We start from the raw sequence: 22,600 nt of genomic DNA, 5'->3' as shown, positions 1-22,600 counted from the left end.
GGGTGGGTTCCCGCTACCGGGCCACCTCGGCCAGGATCGCGGCAACCGCTTCCCTGTACTCGGCGAATGTCGGAGCGACCGTGCCGTCCTCGCCCGTCCAATTGATGGTGAAGCAGAACGTCGTCGGCGCGCCGTCGACGATCATCTGCCCGGGAAGGCTGACGGCATGGAAGCCGTTCCAATCGATGCTGCCGCCTTTGCCGTAGGAAACGACATCGCCGGGAACGACCTGGGACAAGGCAGTGGCCGTCGCCTGGATGCGCTTGAACTCGCGCAGGGTCTCCGGTTTCCCGAAGAACTCGCCGCGCAAGGCCAGGCGGTACCATCGAACCAGCTCTTCGGCCGTGCTCATCATCGTTTGCCTGTCGTTCACGGCGGCGCGGGGCGGGCCGAACTGGTCGCCGGCCGCGATCTTCTGCATGCCGTCCCAACCGACGTCGACGCCGTCCGCGGCGCCCGCCAGGTACGAAAAGAGTCGGCGAGTCGAGTCGACTATCTGTGTTTCCGCAAGCCCGGCTTCCTTGATCAGCCCGCGAATCCGATCGACGCCGACGAGCGCCATCGCCGCATCGGTGGCGGTGTTGTCGCTATGGGCGATCATCGCTTCCAGGACACTTCGAGCCGGCGTCGTCCCGGCCAACCCGAGAAACACCGGACTGCTCAGCGAGCGCACGCCATCGTCGATCGCGACCGGTCGATCCTCGCTCAGACGCCCCGCTTCCACATCGCGCAGGAACTGGGCGAGGATGAAGGTCTTCACCGCGCTGCCGACGAATCGGCGAGACCGGGCGTCGTGCTCGGTCCGCCACCCTCCGCCCGCCCGCTCGCTGACGACGAGGCAACTGGCGGAGGGCAATCTCGCGAACCGCTCGACCGTGCGCTTCACCGCCGCGGGAGCTTCACCTTGCTGGGCCCGCGCCGCGATGGCCGGCGCGGCCAGCGCCGCCACCGCCAAGGGCATCAGCGCCCTTCGCGGGAACGCCCTGTCGTCGCCTGCGGACGTCGCCGAGCGATCCGGTTGCGGATTCCGTGTGCCATGGCCCATTCCAGATCCTCGCCTTCGGTCCCGTCCCCGGATTCACGAATGCCGGACGCAGCCCCGTTGCCACCCGGGAGGGCGGATGCGTCAAACGCGCCCCGACGCGCAGGTCTTTTGCCAACGGAGAGCCGCGACCGTCACCGCGCGTCGCGTTTCGCCTGGGCGACGGCGGCGGCCTTGCGCAGCCGGCCGCGCTCCATCGGACGCACCAGCGCCGGCGCGCGCGGGTTCTCCTTTCGCCGCAGGCCGCCATGGGCGTGCCTGGTGTTCAGGGATGCCGCGGCGTTCCCTCTCGACTCCGCCTGCTTCATCGCCAACGCCTTGTGCGCGCTCGCCACCAGCGCGAGGCGTGCGCCCATCCGCCGGCGCCTCTCGGCTTCGCCGTTGAGCCGCCGCATCGCCGACGCCAGCACCGCCAGCTTGAGCTTCGAGCCGTCGTCGGCCTGCGCCGGCGTGGCGCCGCGCGGCTCTGACTTGCCGCGCATCTCGCGCCGGCGCCGATCGGCCATGGTCCTCGCCCGGTCGCGCCGTTCACGCACCAGCTTCACGACTTCGGAGAGCTCGGCGTCCGAAAGTCCCTGGACCGCCGGATGATGCGACTTGCCGACGAGGTCCCGCTCATCCGAGCTCAGGGCGCGATTCTCTTCCTTCCGTGTGACGGCCATGGTGCCTCCCTATCTTTCCCGATCGACGGCGCCGATCGTCGCCGTCGATCGGGGCGGTCTTGTGGCAATGGCTCCCGCGCGAGGGCATCTACGATCGCGCATCGTCAACGCCGGGCCCGCACCCGGCACGCCAGTGACTATTTCCGACAAGGCGGCGGCCTGAGGAAGTCGACGTCGGTTACGCTGTCCGCCTCGTGTCGACCGGCGCGAAATGCGCATCGACGGCGGCGCGCAGCGCGCGTGCCAGCGCGAGCTGATGCTGGCGCACGGTGAGCAGCTTCTCGTCGTGGCGGTTGGAAAGGTAGCCGAGCTCGACCAGGCAGGCCGGCACGTCGGACGCGGTGAGTACGGCGAAGCCCGCCTCGCGATGCGGCGCGCGCGCCAGCAGCCGCACGCCCGAGCGGCCGAAGGTGGTGACGATGGTGCGCGCCATGCGCCGCGAATCGTTCACCGTGCCGCGCTGCTCCATCGCCACCAGGGTGCGCGTCACCGTGTCCGACATCATCGCCCGGCCCTCGTCGCGGTTCTCCTTGGCGGCGAGCGCCTCGGCCTCGCGGTCGGAGGCGGAGTTGGACAGCGTATAGATCGAGGCGCCGCGCACCTCGGGATTGGGATGGGCGTCGGCATGCAGCGACAGGAAGAGGTCGGCGCGCGCGTTCTGGGCCCGCGCCACGCGCGCGCGCAGCGGCAGATAGATGTCGGTGCTGCGTGTCAGCAGCACACGGTAGCGGCCTTTGGCCTGCAACTCGGCCTGCAGCAGCCGGGCGACCTGCAGCGCCACGGTCTTTTCCCGGGTGCCGCGTCCGCCGATGGCGCCGGGATCGCGGCCGCCATGGCCGGGATCGATGGCGATCAGCCGTGGTCGCGGCTTGGGTGCCGGTTTGGGAGCCGGCTTGCCGAACGACTTGGGCCGGACCTTGGGTGCTGCCCAGGCCGGCGTGGCCCCGAGGATCAGGGCAAGCGCGAGGAGGTCACGACGCCGCATGGTCCTTTTCTAACATTATCAATGAATTATCGCAATTTCTTCAGATCGACACTAATTGATTGTCGGTAAGCGGCGAACACCGTATGTTGCGCGGGCGAGCAGTCGCCGTCGTTCGAAGCGCCCCCCGGGTGGGCCGCGCTCCGACGGCAGCCCCGCCGGTACCCCCAGACGGGAGGGCCGCGGGATTGTCAGGCAGGCGGTGGCTAACAGGAACCTCGAGGTCGGCAGGGCCGCGTTTTGGCCCGGCGGCGCGATGCTTCCCCGTCTTGGTCGTGTCCGGCTTTGGCCGGCCGATCGTTCGACGGGTCGATGGCGCACCGTCCCCCTCGCGCCAAGGAGGCGGCCCGTCCGCTGGGCGCTCGCACCGGCCCGAACGCGGCGTCTCGGAGAGCGAGCCCATGGCACGCCGCATGTTGATCGACGCCAGCCACCCGGAAGAAACCCGCGTGGTGGTGATCGACGGAACCAAGCTGACCGATTTCGACTACGAGATGGCCAGCCGCAAGCCCCTCAAGGGCAACATCTACCTGGCCAAGGTGATCCGCATCGAGCCGTCACTGCAGGCGGCCTTCGTCGAGTACGGCGGCAACCGCCACGGCTTCCTGGCCTTCTCGGAAATCCATCCCGACTACTTCCAGATCCCCGTCGCCGACCGCGAGAAGCTGCTGGCCGAGCAGCAGCGCCTGGCCGAGGACGACTCCGAGCCGGCGCCGTCGCGCCACCGGATCGACCGCAGCGACATAGAAGACGTGCGCGAGGAATATCGCGAAGCCGCCGAAACGAGTGCGGATAGGGGCGCCGATTCGGCTCCCGTCGACCTCGCGGCGTCCGACGAGGCGCTGCCGATGTCGCCGCCCTCCGAGGCGCCCGTCCCCGAGGCTCCCGTCCCCGAGGCCGTCCCCGAGGCGCAGCCCGAGCCGCAGGAAGAGGCGCGCGCCGAACCTGCCATCGAGGCCGCGCCCGTCGTCGAAGCCGCGCCCGAGCCACCGCCAGTCGCCGAGACGGCGCACGAGCCGCCGCGCGATCCGCTGGCCGAGCCCGCCCCCGCCGCACAGGCGGCCGAGATTCCCGCCGAGCGACTCGATGGTCCCGCTCTCGAGGGATCGACCGACGCCGTTCCGGCCGATCCCGCCGAGGCGCCGCAGCCCGAGGTGCCGCAGACCGTCGAGACCCTGGGCGGCGACGATTCGGGCGAGGAGCGCGAGCGCCGCGAACGGCGCCGCCGCTATCCGTCGGTGCGCCAGTACAAGATCCAGGAAGTCATCAAGCGCCGGCAGATCCTGCTGGTGCAGGTCGTCAAGGAGGAGCGCGGCAACAAGGGCGCCGCCCTCACCACCTACCTCTCGCTGGCCGGCCGCTACTGCGTGCTGATGCCCAATGCCGGGCGCGGCGGCGGCATCAGCCGCAAGATCTCCAACCCGGCCGACCGCAAGCGCATGAAGGAGATGCTGGCCGAGCTCGAGGTGCCGCAGGGCATGGGCGTGATCCTGCGCACCGCCGGGCTGGAGCGCAGCAAGATCGACATCAAGCGCGACTACGAATACCTGTCGCGGCTGTGGGATTCGATCCGCGAGCTCACCATGCGTTCGACCGCCCCGGCGCTGATCTACGAGGAGGGCGACCTCATCAAGCGCAGTCTGCGCGACGTCTACGACACCGACATCGCCGAGGTGCTGGTCGAGGGCGAGACGGGGTTCGACGCGGCGTCGGAGTTCATGCGCCAGCTGGTGCCGCACCAGGCCGACAAGGTGCGGCCCTACAAGGAGCCGATCCCCCTCTTCCATCGCTATCAGGTGGAAAGCCAGTTCGACGCCATGCACTCGCCGGTCGTGCAGCTCCGCTCGGGCGGCTACATCGTCATCAATCCGACCGAGGCGCTGGTCGCCATCGACGTCAACTCGGGCCGCGCCACCAAGGAGCGCAACATCGAGGAGACGGCGCTGCGCACCAACGTCGAGGCGGCCGAGGAGATCGCCCGCCAGGTCCGCCTGCGCGACCTCGCCGGCCTGATCGTCATCGACTTCATCGACATGGAGGAGAACCGCCACCAGCGCCAGGTCGAGCACCGGGTCAAGGACGCGATGCGCCACGACCGCGCGCGCATCCAGATCGGCCGCATCTCGGCCTTCGGCCTGCTCGAGATGTCGCGCCAGCGGCTGCGGCCCTCGCTGCTCGAGCATTCGACCGAGATCTGCCCGCACTGCGCCGGCACCGGCCGCGTCCGCTCGATCGAATCGGCGGCGCTGCACGCCATGCGCGCCATCGAGGAGGAGGGCGTGCGCCGCCGTGCCAGCGAGATCGTCGTCTCGGTGCCGCCCAACGTCGCGCTCTACCTGCTCAACCACAAGCGCCACGCCCTGTCGGAGATCGAGAAGCGCTACGGCTTCACCGTCATCGTCGAGGCCGACGAGGAGCTGCACGCCGCCGACTGCGAGATCGAGAGGGTGCGCGGCCGCCGCGATTCCGAACGACCGGCGCAGGAAACCGCGCGCGCGAGCTATGACCATGCGCAAGGCGAGGCCGCCGCCGAGACCGCCGAGGCAAGCGACGACGGCGACGCGCCTTCGGCCGACGGCGAGCACGAGCGCGACGGGCACGAGCGCGACGGGCACGGCGAGGAGGAAGGCGACGGACGCGGCCGCGGCCGCCGCCGGCGTCGCCGCCGGCGTCCCCGGCGTGACGGCGAGGAGCGCGGCGCGACGGAGGGCGACGGCGCCAACGGCCACGCGCCGGACGACGATCGCCCCGGACGCCGCGACCGCCGGCGCGATTCCGGCGAGGCACCCGCCGATGGCGAGGAGCAGGCGCCGGCCTACGCCACCGAGGAGAATCCGCCCGAGCATGGCGAGCGCGAGGCCGACGCCGGCGATGCGGCCGACGGCGATCGCCGCCGACGCCGCGGCCGGCGCGGCGGACGCCGCCGGCGCCGCGAGAACGGCGAGACCGGCGGCTGGGAGCACGATGGCTCGCCCGAAGCGACCGGGTCGCCGGAGGCGACCGGGTCGCCCGAACCGACCGCGCCCGCCATCCCGCTCGACGGCGAAGCCCCAGTCGCGCGGCGGCACGAGGAATATGGCGACGAGGCGCGCGAACCGATCGCGGCCGAGCCGCCCGCACCGCCGCCGGTGATCGCGGTTGCACCGCAGCCGGCGATGGCCGAAGCGCCGTCCGAGCCGGCGCCACCGCCGCCGCCTCCGCCGCCGTCGGTCGTGGTCCCGACGATTTCCGCCGACGCGCCGCCGGAGAAGCCCAAGCGCGGCTGGTGGCGGCGCTAGCCGTCGTCGCTGCCGTTGCGACGGTCTGCTAGGTTTCCTCGACACCGAGGAAACGAGCGATGAACGTCGTCACCCTGCGTGCCACCCTCGACCAGACCTACCAGCGCCTGCGCGCCGCCGGGGAGGAACTGGAGACGGTCGAGATTTTCCGCGCGCCGCGGCGGCCGCATCGCCGTGGCGACCGACTGACGAAACCGCCTCCGGCTAGCGCCTGGTCATCCGCGACTGCTCGGCGACGACGGCGCGGTCGATCACCGTGAACAGGTAGGCGTCGGGCGAGATCGTGCAGCCGCCGCGCACCAGCAGGGCGAGATGGGCGCCGTGGTCGCCGTCCGGCAGGACGACGCCGCGATGGCGCGCGGCGTGTTCGGCGAGGAAGATGGCGAGGCCGCGACGGGCCTCGGCCGTCATGTCGTGGGCCTCGCGGCAGGTCACGTAGACGGCGCGCTCGAAGCTGATCGGCGGCGGCGTCTGGGCCACGGCCGCGCCGGCGGAGAGAGTGGCGGCGAGAGCGCCGGCGAAAACGGTGGCGAGAGTCGCGGTTCGCATGGTGCGGCTCCTACTTGCTGCTCTTGTCCAGCGCGGTGCCGGCGAGGAAGCCCGCCGCGCCGCCGATCAGGCCGGCACCGACCACCGTGCCGAAGCTGCCGCCGGTGACCAGGCCGATGCCGGTGCCCAGCGCCGAGCCGGCGATCGCGCCTTTCTCGCCACCCGTCATCGGCTTGTCGCAGGCGCCGCACAGCAGCAGCGCGGCGACGGTCAAGGGAGCAAACGCCTTCATCACTTCCTCCTGGCGCGCGAAACGACAGAGCGCGACGCGGTGATTCTATCGCCGGCGGCGGGATCGGGTCCAGCGCGAGCGAACGGGGTCGGCTGATCTGCTATGGTCGCGCATGCCAGCGGCGCGGCGCATCGTGATCTGCGGCGGCGGCGCGATCGGCGCGGCCGTCGCCTACTTTCTCGGCCGGCGCGGCGCGACGCCGGTCGTGGTCGAGCGCCACGAGGTGGGCGGCGCGGCGTCGGGCAAATCGGGCGGCTTCCTCGCCCTCGACTGGTGCCGCGGCACGGCGCTCGACCGGCTGGCGCGGCGCAGCTTCGCCCTGCACGCCGAGCTCGCCGAAACGCTCGGCAACCCGTGGGGCCATCGCCGCCTCGACACCTTCGCCGGCCACGCCATCGAGGGCGACGACGTTTCCGGCCCCGGTGCGCGGCCCTGGCTCTCCGGCGCGGTAACCCTGCAGGGCCGGATCGGCGGCCGCGAGACGACGGCGATCGTCGAGCCGCGCGCCTTCACGCAGGGATTGATGCAGGCCGCGCAACGGCACGGCGCCGAACTGACGCAGGGCACGGTCGCCGGGCTGCGGCGCGACGCCTCGGGTGCGGCGCGCGGAATCGTGCTGGCGGACGGCGGGACCGTCGAGGGCGACGCCGTCGTGATCGCGCTCGGCCCATGGTCGATCCTGGCGGCGCGCTGGCTGCCGCTGCCGCTGGTGTTCGGCCTCAAGGGCCACAGCCTGATCTTCCGCACCGGCGATGCGGTGCCGGCCGAGGCGCTGTTCCTCGAGTACACCGAGGCGAGCGGTGAGGTGCTGACGCCCGAGCTGTTCGCGCGCGCCGACGGCACGGTGTGGGCCTGCGCCGTGTCGAGCACGGCGTCGCTGCCGGTCGATCCCGCCGCGGTCGGCCCCGACCCGGGCGCGCACGGACGACTCGAGCGGCTCTGCCGCGCCGTCTCGCCCGCGCTCGCCGCCGCCCCCATCGTCGCGCGCCAGGCCTGCTACCGTCCCGTCACCGAGGACGGCCTGCCGCTGATCGGCGCGGTGCCGGGCACGCCGGGCGCCTATGTCGCGACCGGCCACAGCGTCTGGGGCATGCTCAACGCGCCGGCGACCGGCGAGGCGATGGCCGGCCTGATTCTCGACGGCGCCTCGCCGCGGGTCGATCTCGCGCCCTTCGCGCCGGGCCGGCTGCGGCCTCAGGCCTTGCCGTAGACCGGGATCAGCGCGCCCGAGTTGATCGGGTCGGCGAGGGCGACATGGGCCACGATCAGCTCGGCGATCGCGGCGGGCTTCACCCACGAGGCGTGATCGGCCTTCGGCATGTCGGCGCGGTTGGTCGGCGTGTCGATGGTCGAGGGTGCCAGCGCGATCGCCACGATGTCCTCGCGCTTCAGTTCCTCGGCGAGCGCCACGGTGAAGGCCGCGACCGCCGCCTTCGACGCGGTATAGGCCGTCATGTTGGCGCCCTGCCGCGGATCGAGCGCCGGCCTGGCCGCGATGTTGACGAGGCGCCCGCCCTGCCCCGCCTTGCGGAAGTTCGCCACCGCGGCACGGCAGCTCAGCACGCACGACAGGAAGTTCATCGCCATCTGCGCCTGGAAGACCCTGGCCGGGCTGTCGGCGATCGGCGCCCAGGCGAAGCCGCCGGCGATGTTCACCGCCGCGGCGAGCGGCGGCAGCTTGTCGTAGAACGCCGACACCGCCTCCTCGCTCGACAGATCGACGCCGGTCGTCACCGACACGCCATCGCCGGGAAAGCGATCGGCCGGCACGGCGGTCTCGATCGCCGGGATGTGGCAGTGCGCGCCCGCCCCGACCAGCGCCTTCACCACGGCGACACCCAGCGCGCCGGTGCCGCCGGTGACGACGACGTGCGCGCCCTTCAGGTTCGTCATGCGATCCTCGCCTTTCTCTGGTCGTTCCGCTCCAGCGAAGCTGGGGAGGTGGCCCGCAGGGCCGGAGGGGTCATGACCCACCCCTCCGTCAGCGCAAGACGCTGACACCTCCCCTTGCGTCGGCAAGGGGAGGAACGGTTTGGGTTCAGCTCGCGGCCTTGCTGGGCTCGAGCTTGTCCTGGGTGCGCAGCTCGAAGTCGCTGGCGTCGTGTCGTTCGCGCAGCTGCGCCTTGGGATCGCCCTGCAGGCGGTTGACGATGCGGCCGCGCTTCACCGCCGGCCGCGCGCCGATCTCGTCGGCCCAGCGCTGGACGTGCTTGTAGTCCTGCACCGCGAGGAACTCGCCGGCGCCGTAGAGCAGGCCCTTGGCGAGCCCGCCGTACCACGGCCACACCGCGATGTCGGCGATCGTGTAGTCGTCGCCGCCGAGGAACCGGCTCTCGGCCAGCCGCCGGTCGAGCACGTCGAGCTGGCGCTTGGTCTCCATGGCGAAGCGGTCGATGGCGTATTCGATCTTGGTCGGCGCGTAGGCGTAGAAGTGGCCGAAGCCGCCGCCGAGATAGGGCGCGCTGCCCATCTGCCAGAACAGCCAGGACAGGCACTCGGCGCGCAGCGGGTCGCCGACCCTGGGCAGGAAGGCGCCGAACTTCTCGGCGAGATGCATCAGGATCGCCCCCGATTCGAAGACCCGCACCGGCTTCGGCCCGCTGCGGTCGAGCAGCGCCGGGATCTTGGAGTTGGGGTTGATGGCGACGAAGCCCGAGCCGAACTGCTCGCCCTCGCCGATCCGGATCGGCCAGGCGTCGTACTCGGCGCCGGCGTGGCCGAGCGCCAGCAGCTCCTCGAACATGACGGTGACCTTCTGGCCGTTCGGCGTGCCCAGCGAATAGAGCTGGAACGGGTGCTTGCCGACCGGCAGCTCCTTGTCGCGGGTCGCTCCGGCAATCGGCCGGTTGATGCTGGCGAAGCGGCCGCCGTTCTCCTTGCTCCAGGTCCAGACCTTGGGCGGTACGTAGTCTGTGCTCATGCGCTTGATCCCCTCGAAGACGTTTCCCGCGTTATAACACCTCCCCATGGACACCGAACAACTCAGGCGCTTCGTCGGCGCCTTCTGGGACGACGCCATCCTGCCGTCGATCACCGACTACATCCGCATCCCCAACAAGTCGCCCGCCTTCGACCCGCAATGGGCCGAGCACGGCTACATGGACGACGCCGTCGGGCTCATGGAGGGCTGGGCCCGCGGTCAGCTCGAGGGCTTCCCCGGTGCCACGCTCGAGGTGGTCCGCCTGCCCGGCCGCACGCCGCTGATCTTCATCGAGGTGCCGGGCGACGGCGAGGGCGAGGGCGCGGGAAACGCCGACGACACCGTGCTGCTCTACGGCCATCTCGACAAGCAGCCCGAGATGAAGGGCTGGGCCGAGGATCTCGGGCCGTGGAAGCCGGTGCTGAAGGGCGACAGGCTCTACGGCCGCGGCGGCGCCGACGACGGCTACGCGATCTACGGCTGCCTCGCCGCGCTGCTGGCCCTGCGCGAGCAGAAGGTGCCACGCGCCCGCTGCGTCGTTCTGATCGAGGCCTGCGAGGAATCGGGCAGCTACGACCTGCCGCACTATGTCGATCACCTGAAGGCGCGCATCGGCAACCCCTCGCTCGTCGTCTGCCTCGATTCGGGCTGCGGCGACTGGGACCGCCTGTGGCTCACCACGTCGCTGCGCGGCATCGCCTCGGGCACGCTGCAGGTGCGCGTGCTGACCGAAGGCGTCCATTCGGGCGACGCCTCGGGCATCGTGCCCTCCTCCTTCCGTCTCCTGCGCGCGCTCCTCTCGCGCATCGAGGACGAGGCGAGCGGCGAGATCAGGCTGGCCGACCTCTACGTGCAGATCCCGCCGCAGCGCATCGCCCAGGCGAGGGACGCGGCGAAGGTGCTGGGCAGCTCGGTCCACGATCGCTTCCCCTTCGCCGGCACGACGAAGCCGATGGCGAGCGAGCTCGCCGACCTGGTGCTGAACCGCACCTGGCGGCCGCAGCTCGCGATCGTCGGCATGGACGGCTATCCGGCGCCGGGCGACGCCGGCAACGTGCTGCTGCCCTATTCCACCGCCAGGCTCAGCCTGCGCGTGCCGCCGACGCTCGACGCCGACGCCGCCGAGCAGGCGCTGAAGCGCGCGCTCGAAGCCGATCCGCCTTATGGCGCGGAGGTCACGTTCGAGGCGCAGGGCGGACAGAGCGGCTGGCACGCCCCGCCGCTCGCGCCGTGGCTGGAGGGGGCCGTGACGCAGGCCTCGCAGGAGGCGTTCGGCCAGCCCGCCGCCTACATGGGCGAAGGCGGCTCGATCCCCTTCATGGGCATGCTGGGCGAGAAGTTCCCCGACACGCAGTTCGTCATCACCGGCGTGCTTGGCCCGCACGCCAACGCCCACGGCCCCAACGAATTCCTGCACATCCCGACCGGCAAGCGCGTCACCATGGCGGTCGCCCGCCTGATCGCCGCCCATCGCGCGCGCGACGACGTGCAGCTGGAGGTGGGCATGAACACTTGATGTCGGTCGACTGAGCGACCGCGCATCGCTACGCGGCCGTGTTGGTAGACTGGCCAAGCCTCGTAAGCCGCAGAACACAACGAGAAGCCGACAGCTTCCACGCGTGGAGCATCAACTGACGAACTCTACCCATCCCTGGATAGAGGTCGCAAGCAACGCCATGATACGTTCTCGACGTTGACGGACATGGCTCAGGCAGTCATTGGATGAAGGCCAACAGACCATCGATATTTCTGTCGTCCTGCTTCGAGGATCCACTCGGATCTCCTCTCGCGATTCGGCGCCGGATCCGGGAGATGACCGGGGGCGATCATGTGGCGACCGGTGCTGTGCGCCCCATTTGGATGGCCGAGGACTTCCGCGAACTCGACCGAGACAGCCTCTTGGAGCCTTTCGACAAGGCGGAGCTGTGCCTCGAGGGTGTACGGACTGCGGACTGCCTTGTCGTAGTGCTGACGAAGCGCCACGGTACACCGATCAAACTTTCGGACCGGGACGCAGTTCCTAGCTCCTTCTTCGAGCTGGAGCTGTTCGAAGCGGCTCTGCTCCGAAAGCCGACCTTCATCTTCCTTCAGCAAGGCTTCGATCCGGAGCCCAGGCTGGCACAGCTACTTCGACTACTCGAGCCGTGTTTCCCAGGCTTCAGTCTCGATCCGGTGTCTGAGGACCATATCCTGAAGCGGGTCGATCGACTCCTTCAGGTGTATGACCGGCCAAAGTGGCTGAGGCGGCTGCCTTTGCCGAGGCTGTCGACGCTTGTCGATACCCTGCATCGAATCAGGCATCGTGACTACCGAGTCAAAGACGAACCGCCGCCGCTGCAATTCTTGGAGGGAGTTGGCGATCCTGACCTCGCACCGCCGAGACCGAAAACCATCCAGCTCGTGCTGGAGCGCGCGACTGCAGCGACTCAACATCATCGCCGACTCACATTCCTCTGGTTGGCGATTCGCGCACTGATGGGTGCGCCGTTCGGCAAGGCCGAGTTCAGATCCTACGTGCCGTTTTGGGATCGAGCGTTGGGTGCCTGGTCGAGTTCAGGGGCATGGTACGGCTTGCACTCTCACGCGGTCCTGGGGTGTTTGGCGGCACTGGGTTCACAAGCCCGTGCTCGTTCGGTGTCAGTCGCCTCGACCGACCTGCCGAAAGTGATCCCTCACGGCGCGCTTGCCAGCGCGTATTATTCGATCGCGAAGCTTTCGACTCACCGACGCGATCTCTTCGAGTTGGCATTTCAACATGTCGAGGCGTCTCTCGCCCTCGGCGGCGATGTCACGAGCGGTTTGGGGGTGCGAGGGAGCATTCATCTAAGGCTCCACCGAACGGAGGCTGCCATCGCCGACTACCGACGGGTCGCCGAGCTGCGCTCTGAAATGGGTGGCGCATCGTACGGTGACGCTCTCAGTGAACTCGGGCATGCATTGGTCATGGCTGGCAATTGGCGGGACGGCATATCGACGATGGAGCAAGGTCGTGAACTGTTGCGCCTTGAGCCACCATCCGGATTTGCCGTAAGAGCCACGCGAAAGCTGGCGGCAGGCTATGCTCGGACGCTGAGACTAGGCCGGGCGCTTGAGTTGGCAGCCGAAGCCCACGACATGGCTTCGACGATCGGTGCGCTCGATCAGATTCATGGGGCAGAGCGTCTCGCTGCCCGGCTTCACGGCCTCTACCGGCGCAGCCTCTATCCACGGCTTGTGGCACCCTCCTCACGATCCGGCCCCACAGTCTGACGTTGCTCTCACCCGTCATCGAAGGTGCTGTGCGTCCGCCAGCTTGCGGCGCCGGCTGGCGTCCGTCAGGAGCCTGGCGGAGGGCACGAGAACGGCCAATTCGGCGGCGCGTGTGGACGCGGCGACGGTTGCTCCGACGGCGGTTGCGCGGGCGGCTGTTGCTCCGGCTGCGATGGATCGTCCGGCGCGGGACGTGCGGCGGCGGCGGCCGCGGCCTCGCGTTCGCGCCGCGCCTGCTGCTCCTTCAGCACCCCGCGTGCCGCCGCGCGCACGCGCTCGACGCCTTCCGCATCGGTCTTGCTCAGGATCGCATCGGCGATGATGTTCATGCGCTGGCCGCGCGGCAGGTCGGGCCGCGCCGCCGCCTCCACCGCCGCCAGGTCCTTCTCCATCCGGCTCGACCCCGCCGCCGGTGCATCCGCCTCCGGTGCATCGTCCTCGCCGCGCGCCGTCGCCACCAGCGCCTGCGCGAACTCCGTGTTCTCCTTCTGCGCCCGCGTCGCCGCCTCGACCCGACGCTCCAGATCGCGCTTCTCGATCGAGCGCCGACGCATGTCGAACAGCGCCGACCACGCCAGCGCATCGGCCGCCGACAGCTCGCCCGACGCAACCGCCGCGATCACCACCTGCTCCGCCTCGTCCACCCCCGCCATCGTGTCGGTGCGCGGCAGGTCGAGCTTCACCACCGCCCCGCGCGGCTGACCGCACACCATGCGGATCACGAACTTGGCCGCCGATTCGCTGCCCTTGTCCAACGCCTGTTGCAGCACTTCGCGCGCCTGCTCGTACAGCCCCTCCAGCATCGCCTCGCGCGCCAGGGTCGCCGCGTTCCTGACGCCGGGGGTACGGCCGCGGCCGGCCGTGTTGCCCTTGCCAAAGCGTGTGTCCTTCTTCTTCATCGTCGCGATATGCGGTCGGCCATCGCCGATTGCCAGCGAACCGACGCATCTGACTCTCCCGCAGACGAATCTGACTCTCCGCCGACTCTCCCCGAGGGCCGGTCGAACGGGCCTTCGATGCCGATGCCGTCGGCATCCGCCGCGTTCCGTCGACCAGACGCACCCGCGCGGCCGCCCGCGGCCCCGGCGGCGCCCGCGGTCCGAATAAATCGCCGTTATTTTCCGCCGCCGCCGAGGTCGAGCCGGGATCGAATCCGCCTTCGATGCCGATGGCATCTGCATCCGCCCGAATCCGTCGACCCGATTAGGCTCGCCCGAACCCCAGCGGCTATGGTCGCGCCATGTCGCCGAATAAATCGCCGTTATTTGCGATCGCCCGTCCGGACGTCAGCCGCCGGGACGTCGCACGACGTCGCGCGATCTCACTTCCAGACGCGACGAAGTCCGGTGGCGATCGCCCACATCCCGAAGCCCCAGAAGGCATAGACCACGGGAACGGCGACGACGCCCGGCATCCGGAAGCCGCCGCCCACCGGGACGCCCTTGATGGGCAGCACCACGAACCAGTTGACCAAGGTGACGACGACACCCGCGAACAGGATCCAGCCGAGCGGCCCGTTCAGGGGCGGTGCCAGCCGCTCCACGACGAACGCCGCGGCGATACCCCACAGCCCGCCCCAGAAGGCCGCCGAAAGGATCGTCGGCACCCCGAAAGGCGGCACCGGTCGCAGGTTGTAGAGATTGGCCCGCGTGAGGCCGAGCTCGTTGGAAACGTAGAAGCCGAATTGATGGAAAACCAGCACGCCGACGAAGCCGGCGATGAACCCGATGACGGCGGTGCGCATGTCGCCTCCTCTCGTTCTCCGCCCCAGTCTAGCATCGGGTTGGCGCCCGTGGCCGTCCCTGATAAGACCCGGCGAACACATTCAGGAGAGATTCATGGCCACTGCCGCCACCCCCATGAAGAGTGCCGCCAAGGGCATCAGCGCCGACGCCAGGCCCTTCGACTGGGAGGATCCGTTCTTCCTCGACGACCAGCTCACCGAGGAGGAAGTGGCCATTCGCGACGCCGCGCGCGACTATTGCCAGGACAAGCTGATGACCCGCGTGCTGGAGGCCAATCGGCACGAGAAGTTCCATCGCGAGATCATGAACGAGATGGGCGCGCTCGGCCTGCTCGGCTCGACCCTGCCCGAGAAGTACGGCTGCGCCGGCGCCAACTACGTGACCTACGGGCTGGTCGCGCGCGAGGTCGAGCGGGTCGATTCGGGCTATCGGTCGGCGATGAGCGTGCAGTCCTCGCTGGTCATGCATCCGATCTACGCCTACGGCACGGAAGAACAGCGCCTGAAGTACCTGCCGAAGCTCGCCACGGGCGAATGGGTCGGCTGCTTCGGCCTCACCGAACCCGACCACGGCTCCGATCCGGGCGGCATGAAGACGCGCGCCGTCACCGTGCCCGGCGGCTTCAAGGTGTCGGGTTCGAAGATGTGGATCACCAACTCGCCGATCGCCGACGTGCTGGTGGTGTGGGCCAAGCTCGATGGCGGCGCGATCCGCGGCTTCATCCTCGAACGCGGCATGAAGGGGCTCACGACGCCCAAGATCGAGGGCAAGTTCAGCCTGCGCGCCTCGGTGACCGGCGCCATCATGATGGACGAGGTCATGGTGCCGGCCGAGAACATGCTGCCCAACGTGTCGGGATTGGGCGGTCCGTTCGGCTGCCTCAACAACGCGCGCTACGGCATCGCCTGGGGCGCCATGGGCGCCGCGGAGTTCTGCTGGAAGCAGGCGCGCAACTACACGCTCGACCGCAAGCAGTTCGGCCGGCCGCTTGCGGCCAACCAGCTCATCCAGAAGAAGCTCGCCGACATGCAGACCGAGATTGCGCTCGGTCTCCAGGCCTGCCTGCGCGTCGGCCGCTTGAAGGACCAGGGCCACGCCCAGCCCGAGATGATCTCGCTGATCAAGCGCAACAACTGCGGCAAGGCACTCGACATCGCCCGCCAGGCGCGCGACATGCACGGCGGCAACGGCGTGTCGGACGAGTATCACGTGATCCGCCACGTCATGAACCTCGAGGCCGTCAACACCTACGAGGGCACCCACGACGTGCATGCCCTGATTCTCGGCAGGTCGATGACCGGCATCCAGGCCTTCTCCGCCGGGGCCTGAGAGCGGTGGACTTCCCGCCCGCCGGCGACATCGCCATCGTCGTCGCGGGCGCCGCGGTGGCCGGTTTCGTCAATGGGTTGACCGGCACCGCCTACGCGCTGGCGGCCCTCGGGTTCTGGCTGCATGCCATGCCGCCGACGATGGCGGCGCCCCTGGTCGCGCTGGGGGCGGTCGGTGGGCACGTCCAGGCCCTGCCGTCGATCTGGCGCGGCGTGCGTTGGCCGCGGCTATGGCCGTTCCTCGCCTGCGGGCTGGTCGGCGTACCGCTCGGCACGACGCTGCTCACCCGGGTGCAGCCCGACCCGCTGAAGCTCGGCGTCGGAATCCTGCTGGTCGCCTATGTCTCCTGGACCTTCTTCGTGCGCCATCCGCCGACCGTGACATGGGGCGGCCGCATCGCCGATGGCGCCGCGGGCTTCGTCGGCGGCGTTCTGGGCGGCATGGCGAGCCTGTCGGGCCCCGTTCCCGTCACCTGGGTCCAGTTGCGCAACTGGCCGCGCGACGAGCAACGCGGCGTCAACCAGCCCTTCAACATGACCATCCTGTTCCTCGCCCTGGTGTCGGCGGCCCTCAGCGGCCTTCTCGACCGCACCTGGCTGCTGTGGGCCGCGATCGCGCTGCCGATATCCCTGGTCGGCACGCGCATCGGGCTGAAGCTGTATGGGCGCGTCAACGACGAACAGTTCCGCAGGATCGTGCTCGCCATGCTCGGCCTCTCGGGTATCATCCTGGTCGCGACGTCGCTGCAATGAAACTCACCACCTTTTCCGCCGGATTTTTCGCGCTGTGCCTCGCCGTGGGCCTCGGTGTGCTCGCCACCCACCGGCCGGTCGCCGTCACGAGTGAGCCGCAATCGAAGCAGCAGACCGAGCTCGACTACGGATCGCGCCTCGTCTCCGAGACTTTCGCCGTCATCGGCCCCAACGTCTCCGATCCCGCGATGCGCTTCGCCGGCAACAACCTGGCCTGCACGAACTGCCACCTCGACGGCGGCACCAACCGGGCGGGCCTGCCGCTCCTCGGGGTCGTCGGGACCTACCCCAAGTACTCGGCGCGGAGCGATCGCACCATCACCCTGCCCGAGCGCATCAACGAATGCATGACCCGATCGATGAACGGGCGGCCGCTTCCCGAGACGTCGCGGGAGATGGCGGGCTTTCTCGCCTACCTCCAGTCGCTCGCCGATCGGCCGCACATCGAGCCGTCGGCGCCCGCCGCCTCTCCGCCCGAACCGGCGGACGCGGCGCGCGGCGCCCAGGTCCATGCCCGCGTGTGCGCGGCCTGCCACCAGGCCGATGGCCTCGGCGTGCGCATCGGCTCGGCGACCGAGGCCCGAGGCTACCGGTTCCCGCCGCTCTGGGGGCCCGACAGCTTCAATGACGGTGCCGGCATGGATCGTTTCGACCGGGCCGTCGGTTTCATCCGCAGCAACATGCCCCGCGGCGTCGACCCGGCGAATCCGCTGCTCACGCTCCAGGAGGCATGGGACGTGGCGGCCTATCTCATCGCTCAACCCCGGCCGCACTACCGGCCACGGTAAGCGCCATGCGCGCGCCGCCGCTCGCCCTCTGGCTCGTTCCCCGCCTGCCCTTCTTCTACGGCTGGGTCGTCCTCGGCTGTCTCTGCCTGGCGGGCTTCGCGCGGCAGGGGCCGGCCGTGGCGGTACTGTCGATCTTCGTCGTGCCGATGACATCCGAGCTCGACTGGACGCGCACGCAGATCTCGGGGGCGGTATCGCTGGGCGGCGTCCTGGCCGCGATCCTCTCGCCCTTTCTCGGCCCCTTCCTCGATCGGCGCGGCGCGCGCCTCGTCCTCTGCCTCGCCGTGGCCGGGACGGGCCTTGCGACCATGGCGCTGTCGTTCACCCAGTCCCTGCTGATGTTCTACGCGCTGTTCTGCTTCGCGCGCATGAACTGGGCCGGTCCGTTCGATCTCGGACTCTATGGCGCGCTCAACAACTGGTTCGTCGCGCGCCGCGCGCTCGCCACCTCGATCAACACGCTGGCGCAGATGTCGGGGCTCGTGGCGCTGCCGATCATCGCCCAACTCGCCATTTCGGGCGGCGACTGGCGCGACGGATGGATCGCCGTCGGCGCGACGGTCCTCGTCGTCGGCTTCGTTCCCGTCTGGCTCCTGCTGGTGCGCCGGCCGGAAGACGTCGGCCTCACGCCGGATCGCAGCCCTGTGGATGGCAGTCGGGTTCCCCTGGCGGAACCTCGTTTCACGCGACGCCAGGCGATGCGCACGTCGGCCTTCTGGTTGTTGTCGCTCTACACCGTGCTCGTCTTTCCCGTGCAAGCCGGCGTCAGCCTCCACCAGGCGCCGCATCTTCTCGAACGCGGCATCTCCTCGTTCACCGCCGCCACCGTGATCGGCGCCTTTTCGGCCATGTCCGCGGTCGCGAGTTTCGGTGTCGGCTTCCTGCCGCGACGCTGGCCGATTCGCTACTCGATGCTCGGCGCCGCAATTCTGCTCAGTATCGGCTCTTTCGGCCTGATCGCCGTCGATGCCGCCCCGATGGCGTTCGCGGCCGCCAGCGTCTTCGGGTTGGGAATCGGCGGCATCATGACCCTCCTGCCGATGGCCTGGGCCGACTATTTCGGCCGCGAGAGCTACGGTGCGATCCGAGGCGTTGCCTTGTCGATGCAGGTGCTCGCCCAGGCGGCGGGGCCGCTGCTGTCCGCCATCCTGCGCGACTGGAGCGGCGACTACACGGGATCGTTGACCCTGTTCGGTGGTTTGGCTGCACTCGCCGCCATTGCCGCGCTTGCAGCGCGCCGCCCCGTTTCGTAGGGTCCATCCGGCCCGCAAGAGGCCGCGCCCGCCGGAATCCATTGGCGGTAGCGGGATATGAGGAAACAGGCTTCGTCGTTGTAAGGTTTTCGGCAGGTGTGTGGGTCGTCAGCGTGTGTGCGCGCGGCGATGCCTCCTCTTTAGCCGAGCGAGGCAGAGGGAGCGCATGGCGGCACTGCTCGAGGTCAAGGGGTTGCATACCGAGTTCCGTACCGGTGCGGGACTGGTTCCGGCCGTGGATGGAATCTCCTATTCGGTCGACCAGGGAGAGACGGTCGCCGTCGTCGGCGAAAGCGGTTCCGGCAAGTCGGTCAGCGCGCTTTCCATCCTGCGGCTGATCGCCGACCCGCCCGGCAAGATCACCGCCGGGCAGATTCTGTTCGATGGGCGCGACCTGCTGAGCGTCTCCGAAGCCGAAATGCGCGAATTGCGCGGCCGCGACATCGGCATGGTGTTCCAGGAGCCGATGACGTCCCTCAATCCTGTCCTGAGCATCGGCCGGCAGATCACCGAGACGCTCGAACAGCACCAGGGGGTGGATCGGACCGCCGCCGACCGGCGGGCGGTCGAATTGCTCGAGTTGGTCGGCATCGCCGATCCGGCGCGGCGACTGAGGCAGTATCCTCATCAGCTTTCGGGCGGGATGCGCCAGCGCGTCATGATCGCCATCGCCCTTGCCTGCAATCCCAAGCTCATCATCGCCGACGAGCCGACGACGGCGCTGGATGTGACCATCCAGGCGCAGATCCTCGAGCTCATGAAGTCGCTGTCGGACCGGTTCAATGTCGCGCTGATCATCATCACGCACAATCTCGGCGTCGTCGCGCGCTACGCCAGGCGCGTGAACGTCATGTATGCAGGCCGCATCGTCGAGGCCGGCATGGCCGACGCGATCTATCACAACCCGCGCCACCCCTACACGATGGCGCTGCTCCGCTCGGTTCCCCGCCTCGACCAGCCGCGGCGCGCGCGCCTCGACCCGGTGGATGGCCAGCCGCCCGATCTCACGCGGCTCGATGGCGGTTGCTCCTTCCGGTCACGCTGCCGGTTTGCCGTCGCGCGCTGTGCCGAATCGCGGCCCCCTCTGGAATCGGTGGGTGAGCCCAGCCATTTCGCCGCGTGCTTTCGCAGCAAGGAAGCGCTCCTTCCCGTCTCGGAAGCCGCCGCATGAACGCCGAGGTCCAATCGCCGCTGCTCGAGGTGCGGCAGCTCGCCATGCACTTCCCGATCACCGAGGGCATCGTGCTTTCGCGCAAGGTCGGCGAGGTCAAGGCCGTGGATGGCGTCGACTTCACGATCGGCCGCGGCGAGACGCTCGGCCTGGTCGGCGAGAGCGGTTGCGGCAAGACGACGACGGGGCGCTGCATTCTTCGTCTCGAGCGCCCGACGGCCGGCCAGATCCTGTACGACGGCCAGGACCTCGCCCACATGGAGCGCAGGGATCTGAATGTGCTGCGGCGGCGCATGCAGGTGATCTTTCAGGATCCCTACAGCTCGCTCAATCCGCGCATGAAGGTCGGCGACATCATCGGCGAGCCGATCAAGGTCCACGGAGTCGAGCCCGACCCGCGCCGCCGCGCCGCCAGGATCGCCGAGCTGCTGTCGATTTGCGGCCTCGACCCCAAGTTCGCCGACCGATACCCGCACGAGATGTCGGGCGGACAGAGGCAGCGCGTCGGCATCGCGCGCGCCCTCGCGCTAAACCCGGAATTCATCGTCTGCGACGAAGCCGTCTCGGCCCTCGACGTGTCGATCCAGGCCCAGGTCATCAACCTGCTGGAAGATTTGCGCGAGCGCTTCGGTCTCACCTATCTCTTCATCGCGCACGACCTGTCGGTCGTTCGGCACCTGTGCCAGCGCGTCGCCGTGATGTATCTCGGACGGATCGTCGAAATGGCGTCCTGCGACGAGCTGTTCGACAATCCGATGCATCCCTACACCCAGGCGCTGCTGTCCGCCGTTCCGGTGCCCGACCCGCGCGTGGAAGCGGCGCGGCAGTTCCGCCCGACCAAGGGCGAGGTGCCCAGTCCCATCAACCCGCCGTCCGGCTGCGTGTTCCATCCGCGCTGCCCCTCGGCCGTGGAAGGCTGCAAGAAGAGTCGGCCGGCGCTGCGCGAATTGCGGCCTGGCCATTGGGTAGCGTGTAGTGAAGTGGCGTAAGCGTTCGATGCAGAACGAATAGACGGGAAGGAGGAAGCGATGAGCTTTCGGACGGGAGTATGGGCCGCTGGCCTCGGCCTGGCGGCGGCAATTGCGGCGGCGCCTGCCGGCGCGCAGACGCCCAAGAAGGGCGGCACACTGACCTACATGATCTCGGCGGATGCTTCGCCGAGCTTCGACGGCCATCGCGAAACGACGTTCGCCACCGTGCATGCGGTCGCGCCCTACTACAGCGTGCTCATCCGGGTGCCACCGGACAATCCGGCGTCGACGACGGAGTTCGTCTGCGATCTCTGCACGGCGATGCCGACGCCGACCGATGGCGGCAAGACCTACACCTTCAAGATCCGGGAAGGCGTCAAGTGGCACGACGGTAGCCCCCTGACGGCCAAGGACGTCGCCGCGAGCTGGAACAAGATCGTGTTCCCGCCGCAGGGCGTCACCAGCGCCCGCATCAGCTACTACTCCATGGTCGAGAAGATCGAGGCGCCGGACGACACCACCGTCGTCTTCCGCCTCAAGAAGCCGTCGGCCGCGTTCCTGCCGGCGCTCGCCGACCCCTTCACCTGGATCTACAAGAAGGAGATCCTCGACAAGGATCCGAAGTGGTACGAAAAGAACATCATGGGCTCCGGCCCGTTCAAGTTCGTTTCGTACCAGATCGGCCAGTCGATCAAGGGCGTGCGCAACCCGGACTACTATCACAAGGGGCAACCCTATCTCGACGCCATCGAGGGCATCTTCGCGGCCAAGCAGTCGGTCCGCGTCGACGCCATTCGCGGCGATCGTGCCGCCATCGAGTTCCGCGGCATGCCGCCATCGGCGCGCGATGAGCTGGTGAAGGAGGCCGGCAAGGAGATCGTCGTCCAGGACAGCGACTGGAACTGCGGCAACATCATCACGGCGAATCAGAAGAAGAAGCCGTTCGACGACGTGCGGGTACGCCGCGCGCTCGCACTCGCCATCGACCACTGGAGGGGCGCTCCCGCCCTGTCCAAGATCGCCATCGTCCGCTCCGTGGGCGGCATCGTGTTCCCCGGTTCGCCTCTGGCGGCGACCAAGGAAGAGCTGCAGCAGATGGCCGGCTACTGGCCCGACATCGAGAAGTCCCGCGCCGAGGCGCGGCGTCTCCTCAAGGAGGCCGGCGCCGAAGGCCTGAAGTTCGAGCTGACCAACCGCAACGTCGACCAGCCCTACAAGTTCGTCGGCACGTGGCTGATCGGCGAGTGGAAGAAGATCGGCCTCGAGGTCGAACAGAAGGTCGTGCCGACCGGCCCGTGGTTCCAGGCCATGCGCACCGCCAGCTTCGACGTCGTCGTCGACGCCAACTGCCAGAGCGTGGTCAATCCGGCTCTCGACACCGGCAAGTACCTGCCGCAGTCGGTCTATCCGGAGAGCTACGGCGGCTATGAGGATCCCAAGTCGGTCGAGCTCTACAACAAGATGCTCGACGCGACGGACCCGAAGGCCCAGCGCGCGGCGATGCGGGAGTACGAGAAGCACACGCTGGACACCATGGCGCACGCCATCGTGACACCCTACTGGTACCGCATCGTGCCGCATCGCTCGTACGTGAAGGGCTGGAAGATCAGCGCCAGCCACTACCTGAACCAGGACTTGGCCAACATCTGGCTGGACAAGTAGAGGCAACCTCGTAAC

Annotated in this window: 20 protein-coding genes; 11 read left to right on the top strand and 9 right to left on the bottom strand. The window is 69.1% G+C overall.

Annotation, left to right across the window (positions count from 1 at the left end; translation table 11 throughout):
* Window positions 1-13: 13 nt before the first annotated feature.
* The 3 genes from KIT25_11665 to KIT25_11655 all read right to left on the bottom strand — a co-directional run bounded on the left by KIT25_11665 (window position 14) and on the right by KIT25_11655 (window position 2,689).
* Window positions 14-949 carry a serine hydrolase gene (locus KIT25_11665; GenBank protein ID UYN97548.1) on the bottom strand — a complete coding sequence of 312 codons (936 nt, stop codon included), beginning with the start codon at window positions 947-949 and terminating at the stop codon, window positions 14-16.
* Between the two features lie 227 nt (window positions 950-1,176).
* On the bottom strand, window positions 1,177-1,704 hold the full coding sequence (locus KIT25_11660; protein UYN97547.1) for a hypothetical protein: 528 nt from the start codon (window positions 1,702-1,704) through the stop codon (window positions 1,177-1,179).
* Window positions 1,705-1,882: 178 nt separating this feature from the next.
* A complete protein-coding gene (locus tag KIT25_11655; GenBank protein ID UYN97546.1) occupies window positions 1,883-2,689 on the bottom strand; it encodes an N-acetylmuramoyl-L-alanine amidase in 807 nt (268 codons plus the stop codon).
* 398 nt (window positions 2,690-3,087) lie between these two features.
* Here KIT25_11655 and KIT25_11650 point away from each other — a divergent pair, with 398 nt between their 5' ends.
* Window positions 3,088-5,964, top strand: a complete 2,877-nt coding sequence (locus tag KIT25_11650) for an Rne/Rng family ribonuclease (protein UYN97545.1) — start codon at window positions 3,088-3,090, stop codon at window positions 5,962-5,964.
* 204 nt (window positions 5,965-6,168) lie between these two features.
* Here KIT25_11650 and KIT25_11645 read toward each other — a convergent pair whose 3' ends face one another.
* Together KIT25_11645 and KIT25_11640 are read right to left on the bottom strand one after the other, a co-directional pair.
* The gene (locus KIT25_11645; protein UYN97544.1) at window positions 6,169-6,513 is read right to left on the bottom strand and encodes a hypothetical protein; all 345 of its coding nucleotides are present in this window, start codon (window positions 6,511-6,513) and stop codon (window positions 6,169-6,171) included.
* A 10-nt stretch (window positions 6,514-6,523) separates the two neighbouring features.
* Complete coding sequence (locus KIT25_11640) at window positions 6,524-6,745, bottom strand: hypothetical protein (GenBank protein UYN97543.1); 222 nt, start codon at window positions 6,743-6,745, stop codon at window positions 6,524-6,526.
* Window positions 6,746-6,857: 112 nt separating this feature from the next.
* Here KIT25_11640 and KIT25_11635 point away from each other — a divergent pair, with 112 nt between their 5' ends.
* On the top strand, window positions 6,858-7,955 hold the full coding sequence (locus tag KIT25_11635) for an FAD-binding oxidoreductase (protein UYN97542.1): 1,098 nt from the start codon (window positions 6,858-6,860) through the stop codon (window positions 7,953-7,955).
* On the opposite strand, the gene KIT25_11630 is transcribed toward KIT25_11635, so the two are convergent.
* Both KIT25_11630 and yghU read right to left on the bottom strand, forming a co-directional pair.
* Window positions 7,940-8,638, bottom strand: a complete 699-nt coding sequence (locus KIT25_11630; GenBank protein UYN97541.1) for an SDR family NAD(P)-dependent oxidoreductase — start codon at window positions 8,636-8,638, stop codon at window positions 7,940-7,942. The genes KIT25_11635 and KIT25_11630 overlap by 16 nt on opposite strands.
* 145 nt (window positions 8,639-8,783) lie before the next feature.
* The gene (gene yghU / locus KIT25_11625; GenBank protein UYN97540.1) at window positions 8,784-9,665 is read right to left on the bottom strand and encodes a glutathione-dependent disulfide-bond oxidoreductase; all 882 of its coding nucleotides are present in this window, start codon (window positions 9,663-9,665) and stop codon (window positions 8,784-8,786) included.
* Window positions 9,666-9,711: 46 nt separating this feature from the next.
* On the opposite strand from yghU, the gene KIT25_11620 reads away from it, so the two are divergent.
* Both KIT25_11620 and KIT25_11615 read left to right on the top strand, forming a co-directional pair.
* Window positions 9,712-11,181, top strand: a complete 1,470-nt coding sequence (locus KIT25_11620; GenBank protein UYN97539.1) for a M20 family metallopeptidase — start codon at window positions 9,712-9,714, stop codon at window positions 11,179-11,181.
* Window positions 11,182-11,477: 296 nt separating this feature from the next.
* Window positions 11,478-12,914: a hypothetical protein gene (locus KIT25_11615; GenBank protein UYN97538.1), complete on the top strand. Its 1,437-nt coding sequence runs from the start codon at window positions 11,478-11,480 to the stop codon at window positions 12,912-12,914.
* A gap of 65 nt (window positions 12,915-12,979) precedes the next feature.
* Here the strand turns inward: KIT25_11615 and KIT25_11610 are convergent, their stop codons facing one another.
* Complete coding sequence (locus KIT25_11610; protein ID UYN97537.1) at window positions 12,980-13,813, bottom strand: hypothetical protein; 834 nt, start codon at window positions 13,811-13,813, stop codon at window positions 12,980-12,982.
* Window positions 13,814-14,235: 422 nt separating this feature from the next.
* Window positions 14,236-14,658 (bottom strand): hypothetical protein, encoded by a 423-nt coding sequence (locus KIT25_11605; protein UYN97536.1) that lies wholly within the window; start codon window positions 14,656-14,658, stop codon window positions 14,236-14,238.
* 115 nt (window positions 14,659-14,773) lie between these two features.
* Between KIT25_11605 and KIT25_11600 the strand changes: the two genes are divergently transcribed.
* The 7 genes from KIT25_11600 to KIT25_11570 all read left to right on the top strand — a co-directional run bounded on the left by KIT25_11600 (window position 14,774) and on the right by KIT25_11570 (window position 22,585).
* Entirely contained in the window at window positions 14,774-15,988 is a 1,215-nt protein-coding gene (locus KIT25_11600) for an acyl-CoA dehydrogenase (protein ID UYN97899.1), read from the top strand.
* A 5-nt stretch (window positions 15,989-15,993) separates the two neighbouring features.
* Window positions 15,994-16,740: a sulfite exporter TauE/SafE family protein gene (locus KIT25_11595; GenBank protein ID UYN97535.1), complete on the top strand. Its 747-nt coding sequence runs from the start codon at window positions 15,994-15,996 to the stop codon at window positions 16,738-16,740.
* The gene (locus KIT25_11590) at window positions 16,737-17,528 is read left to right on the top strand and encodes a c-type cytochrome (GenBank protein UYN97534.1); all 792 of its coding nucleotides are present in this window, start codon (window positions 16,737-16,739) and stop codon (window positions 17,526-17,528) included. Before KIT25_11595 ends, KIT25_11590 begins: the two co-directional genes overlap by 4 nt.
* A gap of 5 nt (window positions 17,529-17,533) precedes the next feature.
* Window positions 17,534-18,781: an MFS transporter gene (locus KIT25_11585; GenBank protein ID UYN97533.1), complete on the top strand. Its 1,248-nt coding sequence runs from the start codon at window positions 17,534-17,536 to the stop codon at window positions 18,779-18,781.
* Between the two features lie 166 nt (window positions 18,782-18,947).
* Window positions 18,948-19,952, top strand: coding sequence for an ABC transporter ATP-binding protein (locus KIT25_11580; protein ID UYN97532.1), 1,005 nt, complete (start codon window positions 18,948-18,950; stop codon window positions 19,950-19,952).
* Complete coding sequence (locus tag KIT25_11575) at window positions 19,949-20,941, top strand: ABC transporter ATP-binding protein (protein ID UYN97531.1); 993 nt, start codon at window positions 19,949-19,951, stop codon at window positions 20,939-20,941. Before KIT25_11580 ends, KIT25_11575 begins: the two co-directional genes overlap by 4 nt.
* Window positions 20,942-20,980: 39 nt before the next feature.
* Complete coding sequence (locus tag KIT25_11570; protein UYN97530.1) at window positions 20,981-22,585, top strand: hypothetical protein; 1,605 nt, start codon at window positions 20,981-20,983, stop codon at window positions 22,583-22,585.
* Window positions 22,586-22,600 lie beyond the last annotated feature (15 nt).

Source organism: Enhydrobacter sp. (genome assembly GCA_025808875.1).
In the GTDB taxonomy this organism is placed as follows: Bacteria; Pseudomonadota; Alphaproteobacteria; order Reyranellales; family Reyranellaceae; genus Reyranella.
This window is presented reverse-complemented; position numbering and strand designations above follow the sequence as displayed.

Excerpts from the sequence above, each read along its gene's own strand:
- KIT25_11655 (UYN97546.1), bottom strand. The coding sequence starts at position 2,689 with ATGCGGCGTCGTGACCTCCTCGCGCTTGCCCTGATCCTCGGGGCCACG.
- KIT25_11650 (UYN97545.1), top strand. The coding sequence starts at position 3,088 with ATGGCACGCCGCATGTTGATCGACGCCAGCCACCCGGAAGAAACCCGC.
- KIT25_11630 (UYN97541.1), bottom strand. The coding sequence starts at position 8,638 with ATGACGAACCTGAAGGGCGCGCACGTCGTCGTCACCGGCGGCACCGGC.
- KIT25_11660 (UYN97547.1), bottom strand. The coding sequence starts at position 1,704 with ATGGCCGTCACACGGAAGGAAGAGAATCGCGCCCTGAGCTCGGATGAG.
- KIT25_11575 (UYN97531.1), top strand. The coding sequence starts at position 19,949 with ATGAACGCCGAGGTCCAATCGCCGCTGCTCGAGGTGCGGCAGCTCGCC.
- KIT25_11640 (UYN97543.1), bottom strand. The coding sequence starts at position 6,745 with ATGAAGGCGTTTGCTCCCTTGACCGTCGCCGCGCTGCTGCTGTGCGGC.
- KIT25_11620 (UYN97539.1), top strand. The coding sequence starts at position 9,712 with ATGGACACCGAACAACTCAGGCGCTTCGTCGGCGCCTTCTGGGACGAC.
- KIT25_11645 (UYN97544.1), bottom strand. The coding sequence starts at position 6,513 with ATGCGAACCGCGACTCTCGCCACCGTTTTCGCCGGCGCTCTCGCCGCC.
- KIT25_11580 (UYN97532.1), top strand. The coding sequence starts at position 18,948 with ATGGCGGCACTGCTCGAGGTCAAGGGGTTGCATACCGAGTTCCGTACC.
- KIT25_11600 (UYN97899.1), top strand. The coding sequence starts at position 14,774 with ATGAAGAGTGCCGCCAAGGGCATCAGCGCCGACGCCAGGCCCTTCGAC.
- KIT25_11610 (UYN97537.1), bottom strand. The coding sequence starts at position 13,813 with ATGAAGAAGAAGGACACACGCTTTGGCAAGGGCAACACGGCCGGCCGC.
- KIT25_11605 (UYN97536.1), bottom strand. The coding sequence starts at position 14,658 with ATGCGCACCGCCGTCATCGGGTTCATCGCCGGCTTCGTCGGCGTGCTG.
- KIT25_11585 (UYN97533.1), top strand. The coding sequence starts at position 17,534 with ATGCGCGCGCCGCCGCTCGCCCTCTGGCTCGTTCCCCGCCTGCCCTTC.
- KIT25_11570 (UYN97530.1), top strand. The coding sequence starts at position 20,981 with ATGAGCTTTCGGACGGGAGTATGGGCCGCTGGCCTCGGCCTGGCGGCG.
- yghU (UYN97540.1), bottom strand. The coding sequence starts at position 9,665 with ATGAGCACAGACTACGTACCGCCCAAGGTCTGGACCTGGAGCAAGGAG.
- KIT25_11615 (UYN97538.1), top strand. The coding sequence starts at position 11,478 with ATGACCGGGGGCGATCATGTGGCGACCGGTGCTGTGCGCCCCATTTGG.
- KIT25_11635 (UYN97542.1), top strand. The coding sequence starts at position 6,858 with ATGCCAGCGGCGCGGCGCATCGTGATCTGCGGCGGCGGCGCGATCGGC.
- KIT25_11590 (UYN97534.1), top strand. The coding sequence starts at position 16,737 with ATGAAACTCACCACCTTTTCCGCCGGATTTTTCGCGCTGTGCCTCGCC.